10 protein-coding genes are annotated in these 13,588 nt (G+C 68.9%); 1 reads left to right on the top strand and 9 read right to left on the bottom strand.

Going from position 1 to position 13,588, the window contains the following annotated elements:
• Positions 1-11 precede the first annotated feature (11 nt).
• The 6 genes from OZ403_RS15305 to pgeF form a co-directional block, all read right to left on the bottom strand.
• Positions 12-749 (bottom strand): MotA/TolQ/ExbB proton channel family protein, encoded by a 738-nt coding sequence (locus tag OZ403_RS15305; RefSeq protein WP_026114210.1) that lies wholly within the window; start codon positions 747-749, stop codon positions 12-14.
• Positions 750-909: 160 nt separating this feature from the next.
• Positions 910-3,471, bottom strand: coding sequence for a type I DNA topoisomerase (gene topA / locus OZ403_RS15300; protein ID WP_268784507.1), 2,562 nt, complete (start codon positions 3,469-3,471; stop codon positions 910-912).
• Positions 3,472-3,482: 11 nt separating this feature from the next.
• The gene (locus OZ403_RS15295; RefSeq protein ID WP_140790670.1) at positions 3,483-4,604 is read right to left on the bottom strand and encodes a DNA-processing protein DprA; all 1,122 of its coding nucleotides are present in this window, start codon (positions 4,602-4,604) and stop codon (positions 3,483-3,485) included.
• A gap of 140 nt (positions 4,605-4,744) precedes the next feature.
• Positions 4,745-5,950, bottom strand: a complete 1,206-nt coding sequence (locus OZ403_RS15290) for a LysM peptidoglycan-binding domain-containing protein (protein WP_174259271.1) — start codon at positions 5,948-5,950, stop codon at positions 4,745-4,747.
• Positions 5,951-5,976: 26 nt separating this feature from the next.
• On the bottom strand, positions 5,977-6,837 hold the full coding sequence (locus OZ403_RS15285) for a tetratricopeptide repeat protein (RefSeq protein ID WP_140790666.1): 861 nt from the start codon (positions 6,835-6,837) through the stop codon (positions 5,977-5,979).
• 83 nt (positions 6,838-6,920) lie between these two features.
• Positions 6,921-7,682 carry a peptidoglycan editing factor PgeF gene (gene pgeF / locus OZ403_RS15280; RefSeq protein WP_140790664.1) on the bottom strand — a complete coding sequence of 254 codons (762 nt, stop codon included), beginning with the start codon at positions 7,680-7,682 and terminating at the stop codon, positions 6,921-6,923.
• Between the two features lie 178 nt (positions 7,683-7,860).
• On the opposite strand from pgeF, the gene OZ403_RS15275 reads away from it, so the two are divergent.
• Entirely contained in the window at positions 7,861-9,798 is a 1,938-nt protein-coding gene (locus OZ403_RS15275; protein ID WP_140790662.1) for a GGDEF domain-containing protein, read from the top strand.
• 4 nt (positions 9,799-9,802) lie between these two features.
• Here the strand turns inward: OZ403_RS15275 and OZ403_RS15270 are convergent, their stop codons facing one another.
• From OZ403_RS15270 to OZ403_RS15260, 3 genes are all read right to left on the bottom strand, one after another.
• On the bottom strand, positions 9,803-10,396 hold the full coding sequence (locus tag OZ403_RS15270; RefSeq protein ID WP_140798195.1) for an SGNH/GDSL hydrolase family protein: 594 nt from the start codon (positions 10,394-10,396) through the stop codon (positions 9,803-9,805).
• A 22-nt stretch (positions 10,397-10,418) separates the two neighbouring features.
• Positions 10,419-11,900: a trypsin-like peptidase domain-containing protein gene (locus tag OZ403_RS15265; protein WP_140798194.1), complete on the bottom strand. Its 1,482-nt coding sequence runs from the start codon at positions 11,898-11,900 to the stop codon at positions 10,419-10,421.
• 97 nt (positions 11,901-11,997) lie between these two features.
• Entirely contained in the window at positions 11,998-13,587 is a 1,590-nt protein-coding gene (locus OZ403_RS15260; protein WP_140798193.1) for a glycoside hydrolase family 57 protein, read from the bottom strand.
• Between the last annotated feature and the right edge of the window lies 1 nt (position 13,588).

The following is a 13,588-nucleotide window of genomic DNA, read 5'->3' as shown; positions in this document are numbered from 1 at the left end:
GCCCTTGCGCTCTACGACGCGCGCGCCTCGAGCTCCGTGGTGGCCGGGTCCACGGAACCGCGGCGCGACAGGAGGTTCTCCAGCTTGAGCGCGTTGAGCTCCAGCCCCTCCACCATGCTCTTCGCGTACGACGTGAGGAACAGGTGGAAGATGATGCAGATGACGGCGATGGAGAGCGCGAAGGCGGTGTTGTTCATCGCCTTGGAGATGCCGTCCGACAGCAGCACCTGCTTCTGCTCCGCCGGCACGTTGCCCAGCGCCTGGAAGGTGCCGATGAGGCCGAAGATGGTGCCCACCAACCCCACCAGCGTGGCGATGTTCGCCAGCGACCACAGCCAGGGGATGCGCTTGGACACGTTCGGGCTGTGCTCGACGATGGCCTCTTCCACCGCCTTGGAGACCTCAATCTCACCGCGGTTGGCGTTCACCAGGCCCGCGCGGACCACCTTGGCCAACGGCGCGTTGGGCGCCATGGCGCACACCTTCACGGCCCGGTCCAGGTTGCCGCTGCGCACCAGCTTGGCGATCTGTTCCATGAAGGGCGGCGCGTTGAGGTTGTAGCGGAACACCAGGGTGACGATGCGCTCCAGCGCGACCGCCAGCGAGCACGCCAGCCAGAACAGGTTCACGAACATGAACGGTCCGCCATCCTTGAAGAACTTGATGACGGAGTCCGTGACGCCCAGCTTGCCCCCTTCCGTGGCCGCGAGGGTCACGTCCAGCAGCAGCTCGCTTACCGAGGGAATCATTGCGCCCAGAGTCCTTTCGACGCCCGCCCCCCGGGGCGCGCCCATCCAGAGGCGGGCACCCGTTCGACGTTCCCGGGGAGGGAGCAGCCTGGACTTCTAGGGCGGGCCCGCCAAGGCTGTCAAGCCGAGGACGGGCCATGCCCATGTAACTACTGGGCTTTCAAGCAGCCGAGGAGGCTTCGGGTGACCCACCCGGGCCCCCGGGCTGCTCGGTGATTTCGCGCCGGTAGTCGCACTCCTTGTTGGGGCACGCCACGTACGGGCCGTCCCGCTTGGAGAACTTCTGGAGCAGGTAGGGCGACGCGCAGGTGGGGCACGGCTCGGCCAGCGGCCGGTCCCAGGCGGCGAACTTGCAGTCCGGGTAGCGGTTGCAGCCGAAGAAGATCTTCCCGCGGCCACTGCGGCGCTCCGTCAGGTAGCCCTCCTTGCACTCCGGACACGACACGCCGATGGAGATGGGCTTGGACGTCTTGCAGTCCGGGTAGCCCGAACAGGCCAGGAAGCGCCCGAAGCGACCCCGCTTGATGACCATGGGCTTGCCGCACTTCTCGCAAATCTCGTCGGTGGTCTCCTCCTCCACCATGACGATCTTGCCCTCGGCGTCGCGCTTGAAGTCCTTCGTGTTCTTGCAGTCCGGGTAGTTCGAGCACGCGAGGAAGTGCCCCATCTTCCCGAACTTGATGACGAAGAGGTTGCCGCACTTCTCGCAGGGGATGTCCGTCTTGATCTCCTCCCGCTTGACGTCGCGCATCTCCGCTTCGGCCTTCTCGAGCGTCTCCTTGAAGGGCCCGTAGAAGTCGTGCAGCACGGACTTCCAGTTGGCGCCGCCCTCGGAGATCTGGTCGAGCTTCTCCTCCATGGTCGCCGTGAAGGTGACGTCCAGTTCGTGGGGGAAGTGCTTGACCAGCATCTCGTTGGTCATGTTCCCCAGGTCCGTGGGCCGGAAGCGCCCCTCCAGCTTCTCCACGTACTTCTTGTCCTGGATGGTGGAGAGAATGGCCGCGTAGGTGGACGGACGGCCGATGCCGCGCTCTTCCAGCTCCTTCACCAGCGTGGCCTCGCTGAAGCGCGGGGGCGGCTGGGTGAAGTGCTGCTCGTGGAGCAGCTTCTGGAGGTTCAGCGCGTCACCGTCGTTGAGCACCGGCAGGTCGCCCACGGCGTCGGCGCCCTCGGCGTTCTCGTCACCTGCGGCCTTGGCCTTCTCCTTCTCCGCCTCTTCCTCCGGCGTCAGGCCAGCGCCGTACACCGCCAGGTAGCCGGCGAACTTCAGCGTGCTGCCGGAGGCGCGGAAGGTGGCCCGGCCCGCGGCGATGTCCGCGCTGGTCTGGTCATAGACGGCGGGCTTCATCTGACACGCGACGAAGCGGTTCCAGATGAGCTCGTAGAGGCGGTACATGTCCTCCTCGCCCATGGCCTCGAAGAAGGACTTCACCCGCTCCGGCGGGTACTCCAGCGACGTGGGCCGGATGGCCTCGTGCGCGTCCTGGGCGCTCTTCTTGCTGCGGTACACCATGGGCTCGTCGGGCAGGAAGTCCTTGCCGTACTTGCCGCCGATGAACTCGCGCACCTGCGTCACCGCGTCGTCGGACAGACGGGTGGAGTCCGTACGCATGTATGTGATGAGCGCCGTCTGGCCCTCGTCACCCAGCGGCACACCTTCGTAGAGGCGCTGCGCCAGCGTCATCGTCTTCTTCGCGGTGAAGGACAGCCGGTTCGCCGCCTCCTGCTGGAGCTTGGAGGTGATGAACGGCGCGGGCGCGTTGCGGCGGCGCTCGCGGCGGTCCACCTTCGCCACCACGAAGCTGGCCGTCTGGAGTTCGGCGACCAGGCTCTCCGTGAAGACGCGCTCCTTCAGCTCCACCTTCTTGCCGTCCAGCTTGGACAGCTTGGCCTTGAACGGCGGCGGGCCCGCGGGTCCCTCCAGCAGCGCGTCCAGCGTCCAATACTCCTCGGGGACGAAGGCCTTGATTTCGTCCTCGCGCTCCACGATGAGGCGCACCGCCACGGACTGCACGCGGCCGGCGGACAGGCCTCGGCGCACCTTCTTCCAGAGCAGCGGGGAGATTTGATACCCCACCAGCCGGTCGAGGATGCGGCGCGTCTGCTGCGAGTCGTAGTTGTCCTGGTTGAGCTGGCGCGGCTGGGCGATGGCTTCCTGGATGGCCTTCTTGGTGATTTCGTTGAAGGTCACCCGGAGCGCGTCGGGATGCGCCAGCTCCTCCTTGATGTGCCAGGCAATCGCCTCGCCCTCGCGGTCGGGGTCCGTGGCCAGGAAGACGCGGTCGGCCGACTTCGCCATCTTCTTGAGCTCGTTGAGGACCTTCTCCTTGCCCTTGATGACCGTGTACTCGGGCCGGAAGTCGTGCTCCACGTCGACGCCCATCTTGCTCTTGGGCAGGTCCTTCACGTGGCCCACGGAGGCCTTCACCGTGTAGCCGGAGCCCAGGTACTTCTTGATGGTCTTCGCCTTGGCGGGAGACTCCACGACGACCAGGTAGTGCGGGCCCTTGCCACGGGGCGTGACCTCCTCCTCCGCGTCTGCTTCCACGGTGGGGAGTTCGTCCTCGTCGCCCTTCTTGGTGCGGCGGCGGGCCGCCGTCTTCTTCTTGGCGGCGGCCTTCTTCTTGGCCGCAGGCTTCTTCTTGGCGGCGGCCTTCTTGGCGGGCGCCTTCACCTCGGCCGCCTCAGTCTCTTCCACCTTCTTCTTCGTCCGCGTGGCCATGACTCTCCTACCTAGATTCTTTCGTACAGCCTTCCGGGGTGCTGGATGACCAGCCCCGTCAATTCCAGCTCCACCAGCGCGCTGGCGAGCGCCGCCGGTGAGAAGGTGCTGCCGACCAGCACCTCGTCGAAGCTCCGGGGAACCCGGTCCAACATCGCGAAGGCCCCCTTCGCTTCCACGGAGAGGTCCTCCCATGAGCCCATCGTCCCAGGAGGAACCGCCGCCAGAGGGTCGACTTTCAGCACCCTCCACACATCATCCGGGCCCAGGCACACCGCCGCCTCCCCGTCCCGCAGCAATGCGTTGCAGCCGGCCGCCTCCTCCTGGCGTACGTCACCGGGCATCGCGAACACCGGCCGCCCCTGCGCCCGCCCCGCCTCCGCCGTGTACAGGCTCCCCGAATCCTTCCCCGCCCTCAGCACCAAGACTGCGTCGGATGCCCCGGAGATGAGCCGGTTGCGCCGGGGAAACGTCGTGGTGCTTGCCCGGACGCCGGGAGGCAGCTCGCTGAAGAACACGCCCCCTCGGTCCAGGAAATGAGGAAGCAGGCGGGCTTGCGCCGTGTCGAGTGCATCCAGGGCGGACCCCAGGAAGGCCCACGTCTCTCCCCCCGCCTCCAGCGCGCCCCAGTGACAGGCCCGGTCCACCCCCGCCGCCGCCCCTGACACCACCCCCACGCCCGACTCCGCCACCTGCCGGGCGAAGCGCCGCGCGAACGGCAGGAAGCCCTGATCCGGATGACGGCTGCCTACCATGGCCAGCCGGCGCCGCGGCAGCCCCGGCACGCCCCGGTAGAAGAGCACCGGCGGCGCATCCACCACCTCCGCCAGCCGCTCTGGATAGGCCGCCTGCCCCTGGAACGCCACCTTCATGCCCGACGTCCGGCAGGCGTCCCACACCCGCCACGCCACCGGCGCCAGGCGCTCCACGGAGGCGAGCTTGCGACGAACCTGTGAGGAAACCGGCGCCTGGGACACCCAGTCTCGCACCGGAGTCGCGGCGAGCGGCGCGAGGCTTCCGTCCGCGAACGCACGCAGGGCGACCAGCGTCCTCGGCCCCAGGCCGGGAACGGCCCAGAGTGCGAGGCATGCCTGCTGCTCCGCCGTGAGGCTGTCCGTCTCAGCGTCCGCCATACCCGTCCCCCGCTCGATACCCACCTATATAGAAGGTGGGGCCGCTGGGAGGGGCGCGACACATAGACACCGGACCGCCACCGGTCAAGCACTCAGCCCCTCCATCCGAGGGGCCCGTTGCACTTTTCCTGCCGCGCCGCTCAGCGGCTGGCCGAGGGCGACGAGCCCGCGGACATGTGGGCGCGGTCGCCGGGGACCAGTTCCTCCAGGGAGCGGGTCATGAGGCAGTTGGAGGTGCGCTCCTTGACCTCGGTCACCATGCACGCGCCGATGCTCCGCCAGGGGAAGGACTGCTCCTCCTTGGACGGCTTGCGCACGTCGTGGCCCAGCACGTGGCGGGACGGGTCGCCCTTGCGGAGGATGTTGAAGGTGTTGCCCAGCTCCACGCCGTCCGCGCTGCCCTTGTCCACGACGATGCTGTGGTTCTCACCCAGCACCGTGAGGTACGGCACCAGCGCGGTGATGACGGTGCCGTCCACCTGCTTCGCGTTTGGCTTCGGCGCCACGCGCTCGGTGAGGCGCTCACCCACGGGGCCCACCAGGTCGCCACGCTCAATGCCGTCCCAGGTGTCCATGATCTGCGCGGTGACGATGCCGTCGCCCACGCGCTGCACGCGCAGGGTGCCCACGAAGTCGGTGAGGAAGCCCAGCTGACGCCCGTTCACCGGGTGCTTCACGGCCTGGGTGGTGTGGTAGACGACGTAGCGGTCCCCCACCTTCACGTCACCCTTCCGCTTGAAGCGCACGTAGACGCTGTCCGGGAAGGAGAGCATCACCGCGTTGGAGGGCGAGCCCTCGATGCGGCCGGCCTCGTCCAGCTCGCGCTGGGTGACGAAGCCCTGCGTCGTCACAGGGACGGAGCTGGCCACGTCGAAGCCAATCTTGCCCGTCACGGTGACCTGGTCGTTGGAGGCCATCTCCATGGGGGCCGTCACGTCGCCCTCGTCCACCACCATCTCCGTCACCTGGGTGGGGACCTCCTCGCCCGCGGCGAAGAAGCGCACCTGGTTGCCGGGGTAGATCCAGTGCGGGTTGGCGATCTCCGGGTTGTAGGACCAGACCTTGGGCCAGTACCAGGGGCTGCCCAGGTAACGCTGGGACAAGTCCCACAGCGTGTCACCCGACTCCACGGAGTGGACCTCACCGGGGGCGCTCTCACGGCCCCGGGGCGCGCCGGGCGGAATGGCCACGGAGGTCGGCCGCGCGGAATCGGGCGCCTCGTCCATCACCTCGGCGCCGTCCATCTCACCGCCCGTGTCCTGCTCTTCCTCGTTCTCCTGCTGGGCGTACACGGTTGGCGCGACGGCGAGGCTCAACATCAGCGAGGTGAGAATCCGGGAGCGCATCGCGGGACGTCCTTTCGAAAGAAGCATCACTGGGGGATCGCGGCGAGCCGCTGTTCCGCCTGGGTAGCAGCCGCCGTCCCCGGGAACTGGGTGACGACGCGGGTGTAGAGCACCTTGGCATCCGCGGCCTGGTTGAGCCGCATCCGGCACTCGGCGAGCCGGAGCATGCCGTCCAGCATGGCGTCCCCGGCGGGATACTTGTCGATGAGCCGCTCGAACGTCTTCGCGGCCCCCTTGAACTCGTTGAGGCCAATCTGGCCCAACCCGCTGAAATAGAGCGCGTTGTCGGCGCGCGGGTGACGCGGGTTCTCATCGGCGAAGCGGCGCAGCTTCTCCACCCCGCCCTCCACGTTCCCGGTGCGCAGCATGTTCACGGCCTTGTCGAACTCCGCGTCGAGCACGTCGGGGTCCTGCTGCTCCCCCGCGTCCTCGTTCGACGCCACCATGGTCGCGGCCGACTCGGCGCTCGCCGACGAGGCGGGCCCTTCGTCTGGCGCGGGGCTGATGAACATCTCCATCTGCTCGTCGTCCGGCTCCATCACCGCCACGGCGGTGGGCAGCTTCGGCGCGGGCTCGTGGCGCGGCTTGAGCTTCACCACCGCCAGCTCCGGCGTGGCGCCCATCGACTCCTGGGCGGACGCCTCCACCTTCACCGGAATGGAACGCGCGGGCGGGCGCTCACTCGAAGCCCCCGCGCGCGACACGGCGTCGTGCGCCTCCAGCCGGGCCACCCGCTCCACCAGCCGTTCCTGGGACGCGCGCAGCGTGCGCAGCTCGGAGCGCAGCGCGCTCACCTCCGCATCCGAGGAAGCGGTGGTGGCGCAAGCGCCCAGCGCACACAGGGGCGCGGCGGCGAGCAGACGGAAGATGACGGAGCGCGCGGGCACGGGCCTTTTTCAGCAGAGGGGTCCCCCCGAGGATAGGAAGGCCCGTCAGAGAGCGTCAAGAAATCGGCCCCCACACCGGGTGGCTAGAAGCGGTGTACCACGTAATTGAGGTGCCGCCCCGTCCGCCCCGCGTCCCGCCGGTGGGAGAAGAAGCGCGTGGGCTCACACGCCGTACAGGCCTGTAGCACATCGACGTGGGCCAGCTTGAGTCCCGCCCCCACCAACGTCTGACGCACCGCGAGGGTCAGGTCCAGCCGTGGCTTGCCTTCCACCCACCGCACCACTTCATCCCCGAAGCGCGCGCTGAAGCGCTGCGCCAGTTCCTCCGACACCTCGTAGCAACAGACCTGTATCGACGGCCCCACCGCCGCCAGCAGCCGCTCTGGCCTCGCACCGCGCGCCACCAGCACCTCCACGGCGCGCGCGCTGATGTCCGCGTCCGTCCCCCGCCAGCCGGAGTGCACCGCCGCCACGCAGCGCCCGTCCGGGTCCACCAGCAGCACCGGCACGCAGTCCGCCGTGCCCACCGCCACCCAGCTTCCCGGTGCCTGCGTCCACAGTCCGTCCGCCTCGCCCTCCGTGGGGCGCAGCCCCTGGGCCCCCTCCCCGCTCCGGGCCTCCACCACGCGATCACCGTGCACCTGCGACACGCGGCTCAGCGCTTCGAGCGGCGCGCCAGCGGCCTGTGCCAGGCGGCGGTGGTTCTCCTCCACGCGCGAGCGCTCGTCGCCCACGGAGAAACCCAGGTTGAGTGACGCGTAGGGCCCCTCCGAACAACCGCCAGCGCGGGTGGTGAAGCCGTGCGGCACCGGCAACAGCGCGGAGGTGAGAAACTCGGTCGACATGGAATCTCCAGGAATCCACCTGATTGATGCACCAAGAGGTGATCCAACGTCAGCGCAATCGTAGGATGATTTCGCCGCTTCGTTTGACAGGTAGCGTCAGCCACCAGACAATTCACGGACCGTCCGAACTCCGTGAAACCAGTCCGAAACTTCGCGCTCGAGAGCTGCGAGCACCCGCATGCCCCTGGGTCCCGACACCGTTGGTCGCAAGCTGCTGTGGAGCATCGCCCTGCCCGGGCTGCTCGTGGCACTGCTGGGCGTCGGCCACTTCTGGCGTGAGGCGCGGGTCGCGGTCCAGGACGCCACCCAGGTGGAGTCTCTGGCGCTGGCGGAGTTCGTCGCTTCCACCTTCACCCTTCCGCAGGCGCGCGGGGCTCCGGCCCATGGCGCGGTGACGGAGGTGATGCGCTCCGACACCCGGCTCTTCCGCTCGGTGGAGGACGTCCGGGTGCTGACGCCGGACGGGCGCATCCTCTGGTCCCGCCGCACGGGTGAAGAAGGCACGACGCACCCGGAGGCCGCGCGGCTGACGGCCCCTGGCCCCGAGCGGGCGCGCTCGGTGGCGCAGATGACGGAGGTCATCCGTCCCCTCGGCGGGCCGGAGTGCGCCGGCTGCCACACCTCCGGCGACGTGCCGGGCGCCAGCATCCTGCAGCTGCGCATGGCGGAGCCGGCGCTGCACCAGGAGCTGTCGTCCGTGTTCGGCGCGGCGCTCGGCTCCATGGGCCTGTTCGTGGTGCTGCTGGCGCTCATCACCGGGCTGGCGCTGCACTTCGTCCTCACCCGCCCGCTGCGCAAGCTGAGCGTGGCCATGCGGCGCGCGGAGGCGGGTGACCTGCTGGTGCGCGCAGAGGCACGAGGCACCGACGAGCTCGCGCAGCTGGGCGCGGCCTTCAACCAGATGCTGGCGCGGCTCACCTCCATGAAGGCGGAGGAGATCGACACCCACCGCGACCTGGAGCTGGTGAAGGAGAAGCTGGCCCTCAAGGACGAGTTGGAGGACCGCCTCAAGGAGCTGTCGTTGCTCTTCGACGTGGCGCGCTCGCTCAACGCCACGCTGGAGCTGGATGAGCTGCTGGACGCCGTCACCCGGCTGGTGACGGAGCGCCTGCGCATCCCCGAGTTCTCCATCATGTTGATGAACCCGGAGGGCCTGCTGGAGATCAAGCACGCCTGGCCGGAGGGCCGCGGCGCGGAGGGCCTCACCTTCGCGCTGGGCGAAGGCGCCTGCGGGCGCGCGGCGGAGACGCGCAAGTCGGTGTACCTGCCGGACACGGCGGACCGCTCCAGCGTGTTCGCCAGGCCGGACCTGGTGAAGGGCGGGCTGAACAGCGGCGCGCTGCTGGCGGCGCCCATGGTGCACATGGAGACGCTGCTGGGCGTGATGAACTTCCAGCGCCCCGAGGTGGCCAGCTTCTCCGCGGAGGAAATCGAGCTGCTCACCGCGGTGGCGGACGTGGTGGCCACGGCGGTGAAGAACGCCCGGCTGCACGCGGAGACGGTGAAGCTCACCATGACGGACCCGCTCACCGGCGTGCCCAACCGCCGCCACCTCTTCCAGCGCATGGAGCTGGAGCTGGCACGCGCGAACCGCTTCGGCACCCCGCTGGCGCTGCTCATGGTGGACGTGGACCACTTCAAGCGCATCAACGACCTGGCCGGCCACCGCGTGGGTGACGAGACGCTGCGCCGGGTGTGCGACGTGCTGCGGCTGCGCGTGCGCAAGGTGGACACGCTGGCGCGCTACGGCGGCGAGGAGTTCGTCATCCTCCTGCCCCAGACGAACAAGACGGAGGCCATGGAGGTCGCGGAGAAGCTGCGCCGGGCCGTGGCGGAATCCGTGGCGCTGGTCCAGCCGGGCCTGCCGGGCAACCACATCACGGTGTCCATTGGCGTGTCGCACTTCCCCTCCGATGCCTCCGCCCAGGAAGAGCTGGTGGACTGCGCGGACGCGGCGCTCTACTTCAGCAAGCGCACCGGCCGGAACCGCACCACCTTGTACGAAGGTGGCATGGAGCTGCACCCGGGCCGCGAGCGGGGCCCGCACACGCCCACGGCCGAGCCTCCCGCCGTGACTGCCGCCCCCAAGCCTCCGGGTGGCGTGGCCAAAGCGTAGGCGCTCAGCGGCTCACGAGCGTCTGCACCGTGGGCAGCAGCAGGTCCGCCCACTCCTCATAGCCATCGGCCGACGGATGGAAGCCGTCGTCCGAGAAGAAGTGCGGACCCCTGGGAATCATGTCCTTGCTTGCCGTGAAGAGGTCCACGTGGTGCATGCCGTGCACCCGGGCCACCTCCGCGATGGCGGCGTTGAAGGGCTCGATGCGCCCTTCGTACAGCGCCGCGGGCACCAGCCGCGCCACCGGGGCCAGCGCCAGGTCCGCGAGGTTCACCACCACCAGCGGCGCTCCGGTCTGCTTCAACCTTCGCGCGATGCGGTCCAGATCGTCCTGGAAGTCCTCCACAGGCGTGCCGCGCCAGAGGTCATTCGTCCCGATGCCCAGCGTCACCAGCGTGGGCTGCACGGCCACGGCGCGCTTCACCTGCCCCGTGAAGACGTCACGGATGCGCGCGCCGCTCTGCCCCAGGTTGGTGAGGCCCACGGGCAGGCCGACAGCGCGCAGCCGGGAGGCGAGGCGCTCGGGATAGCCCCCTCCTCGCGCCGCCCCCACGCCCACGGCCGTGCTGTCTCCCAGCGCGACGTAGTTGACGCTCATCCGCCGCTCCCACGCTCCGGACTCACGGCACCCGCAGGGCGCGCAGGTTGCGAGCCCCACCCGGCGCCGTCACGCGCAACAGCAAGGTGCTCCCGGACGCGGCGCCCTTGATGATGCGGGCCAGGGCGTCCGCGTTCTCCACCTTCTTGCGGTTGGCCTCGATGACGACCATGCCGGGCTCCAGCTGCGCGCGGTCCGCCGGCGAGCCGGGCACCACGTCGGTGATGAGCGCGCCGCTGCTGTCCGTGAAGCCGGCCTGCTGTGCGGTGCGCGCATCCAGGTTCTGGAGGCTGACGCCCACGCGCCGGGAGCTTTCTTGCTGGTCCTCCGGCCGCTGCTTCGCCGAGGCCACTCCCTCCAGGTCCGGGCGCGTGCCCAGCGCCACCTTCACGTCTTGCTTCTTGCCGTCGCGGAAGAGCGTCAGCGTGGATGTACTTCCGGGACGCTTGAGCGCCACGGTGCGCGTCAGCTCGCCGCTGGAGGTGACGGTCCGCCCGTCGATGGCGATGACGACGTCGTCCTGCTTCAGGCCCGCCTTCGCCGCGGGAGAAGACGGCATCACCTGCGTGAGGATGGCGCCCTGATTCACGGGGAGATTGAGCGCGCTGGCCAGGTCCCGCGTCAAATCCTGGATGCCCACGCCCAACCATGCGCGCGTGACGGAGCCTTCCTTCTCCAGCTGCGGCAGCAGCGAGCCGATGAGATTGCTGGGCACCGCGAAGCCGATGCCGGAGCCACCGCCGACGATGGCGGTGTTGATGCCCACCACTTCGCCCTTCATGTTGAAGAGCGGGCCGCCCGAGTTGCCCGGGTTGATGGCCGCGTCCGTCTGGAGGAACTCGTCGTACTGGCTGGCGCCAATCTCGCGCGCCCGCGCGGAGACGATGCCCAGGCTGACGCTGGAGGCCAGACCGAAGGGGTTGCCGATGGCCACCACCCAGTCACCCACACGCAGCGCGTCCGAGTCGCCCAGCTTCACGGTGGGCAGGTTCTCCACCTTCTCCTTGAGCCGCACGAGCGCCACGTCGGTGAGCGGATCCCGCCCCACCACTTCGCCACTGAAGCTGCGTCCGTCATCCAGGCGGATGGTGATGCTGATGGCATCCTCCACCACGTGGTTGTTGGTGAGGACGACGCCCTTCGGGTCGATGATGAAGCCGGACCCTGCCCCCTGTCGCAGCGGCTCGCGGCGCTGACTGCCGCCCTCGCGGCCTCCACCGAAGAAGCGCTCGAAGAGCGGGTTGTCCTCCATCCCACGCGGCATGCCGCCCCCTCGGGCCTGCACGTCCACGTTGACCACCGCCGACTTCACCGACTCCACCAGCGGCGCCAGCGACGGAAGCGTCTGGGCCTCCCGCGTCGCGGGCTGGAGAACGTTGCCGGCGCCTGGCTGGGTGGCCGCGGGCGGCGACTTCGGCGCCTGGGCGACAGCACCAGCGGGGGGCAACGCGACCAGGAGCGCGGCGACGAGCGCCTTCCGGAACGAGACGGTCGAACGGTTCATATGCAGACCAAGCTAAAGCCGAAAACCCGCCCCGCAAGCCAAACCGTCTGCCGTGGCGACAGGAGGACACATCGCCCCACCCTGCTTCCCCCTGGCCTCAGGCAGGCAGATAGAGGCGGTAGTCCAGCTCTGGATAGAGGTTGTCCCGGCCTTCCACGTGGGTGAGCCAGCCCTCGTCCAGACTGCCGCCGCGCAGCTGCTCGTGCAGGCGCTGGAAGCGCAGGATGTGCTCGCGCGTGCGGCGCTGGGCGTACTCCACCATGGTGCCCGTCTTCATGATGAAGGCCCAGTCGGAGGACTGGGCGAGCAACAACTCCCTGGCGGCCTGATTGAGCGCGCGACGTTGCAGCTCACCGGCATCCGGGAAGTCCCGCGCCAGCTCCACCATCTGCTTCGCGCAGTGGTTGAGGTGGCGGTAGATCCAATCATTGCTCCCGTCGAGCCACATGTTGGCGTAGCCCCCCGCGCCCCACGAGGACAGCGGCGGCGTCGCCACCTGGTTCTCCGGATGCTCCCGCAGGTCATCCAACGGCGTCACCAGCCGGAACGTCGTCTGGTCATACGCGACCTTGCGGATGAGGAAGTCGAGGAACTGGGGCCCCTCGAACCACCAGTGGCCGAAGAGCTCGGCGTCATAGGGCGCGACGACCACGGGCTCCCGGCCACCCAGGCGCGAGGCCAGGTCTTCAATCTGCCGTTGGCGGTTGAACAGGAAGTTGCCCGCATGCACCGAGGCCCGCTCACGCGCAGCGAGCGGATCATACGGGCGCTTGTCGTTCGTCTTCCCGGTGATGCGGAAGTACTTGAAGCCGGTGTTCTTGCGCTCGCCGGTGGGCTGGATGAACGGGCGAATGTAGTCCAGGTCCAGGTCCCAGCCGATGTCCCGGTAGAACTCGCGGTAGTCCGGGTCGCCCGGGTAGCCGTGCTCGGTGCTCCACACCTGCTGGCTGCTCTCCGGGTCTCGGGCATACGCGGCGACGCCCGCCTCGGTGAAGACGGGTGCGTAGGGGCCATGCAAGGGCCGGGGCACGGCGTCCGTCAGGCCGTGCGTGTCGACGAAGAAGTAACGGATGCGCTCGCTGGCCAGCAGGCGCTCCAGGCCCGGGTAGTAGCCGCACTCGGCGAGCCAGATACCGGCCGGGTCCCTGCCGAAGTGCTGGCGGTAGTGATTCGCGGCCACCGTCACCTGGGCGCGAACGGCTTCGGGCACCTGCTGCATCAACGGCAGGAAACCGTGCGTCGCGTTGCAGGTGAGGATGTCCAGGTAGCCCGCGTCCTGGAGCCGCCGGAACCCAGAGACGAGGTCGCGCTTGTAGCGGTCGTGGAACGCGCGGCGCAGAGACTCGAAGTGGTCCCGGTAGAAGCGGGCAATGGGGCCGAAGGTGGCGTCGTCTCGCGTCCGGTGCGCCTCTCGCGCGCCCAGTTCGCAGAGCAGGTCCAGCCGCCGTGCGTAGCGGCTCATCAGCAGCTCGTCGCGCAGCATGGAGACGAGCGTTGGAGACAGCGTCATCGCCAGGCGGAACGGGACGCCGTCCTCCGCCAGTCCGTCGAAGACCTGGAGCAGCGGGAGGTACGTCTCGGAGATGGCCTCGTAGAGCCAGTCCTCCTCGAGGAAGTCCTCATGCTCGGGGTGCCGGACGAAGGGAAGGTGCGCGTGGAGCACCAGCGCGAGGGAGCCCAGACTCATG

The sequence above is a fragment of the Myxococcus sp. NMCA1 genome (assembly GCF_026810205.1).
GTDB lineage: Bacteria > Myxococcota > Myxococcia > Myxococcales > Myxococcaceae > Myxococcus > Myxococcus xanthus_A.
The sequence above is the reverse complement of the archived record's forward strand: the minus strand, read 5'-3'. Positions and strand labels throughout refer to the sequence as shown.

Bases quoted from the DNA above. Each gene is read 5' to 3' on its own strand.
- OZ403_RS15305 (WP_026114210.1), bottom strand. From the start codon at position 749: ATGATTCCCTCGGTAAGCGAGCTGCTGCTGGACGTGACCCTCGCGGCC.
- topA (WP_268784507.1), bottom strand. From the start codon at position 3,471: ATGGCCACGCGGACGAAGAAGAAGGTGGAAGAGACTGAGGCGGCCGAG.
- OZ403_RS15295 (WP_140790670.1), bottom strand. From the start codon at position 4,604: ATGGCGGACGCTGAGACGGACAGCCTCACGGCGGAGCAGCAGGCATGC.
- OZ403_RS15290 (WP_174259271.1), bottom strand. From the start codon at position 5,950: ATGCGCTCCCGGATTCTCACCTCGCTGATGTTGAGCCTCGCCGTCGCG.
- pgeF (WP_140790664.1), bottom strand. From the start codon at position 7,682: ATGTCGACCGAGTTTCTCACCTCCGCGCTGTTGCCGGTGCCGCACGGC.
- OZ403_RS15275 (WP_140790662.1), top strand. From the start codon at position 7,861: ATGCCCCTGGGTCCCGACACCGTTGGTCGCAAGCTGCTGTGGAGCATC.
- OZ403_RS15270 (WP_140798195.1), bottom strand. From the start codon at position 10,396: ATGAGCGTCAACTACGTCGCGCTGGGAGACAGCACGGCCGTGGGCGTG.
- OZ403_RS15265 (WP_140798194.1), bottom strand. From the start codon at position 11,900: ATGAACCGTTCGACCGTCTCGTTCCGGAAGGCGCTCGTCGCCGCGCTC.
- OZ403_RS15260 (WP_140798193.1), bottom strand. From the start codon at position 13,587: ATGAGTCTGGGCTCCCTCGCGCTGGTGCTCCACGCGCACCTTCCCTTC.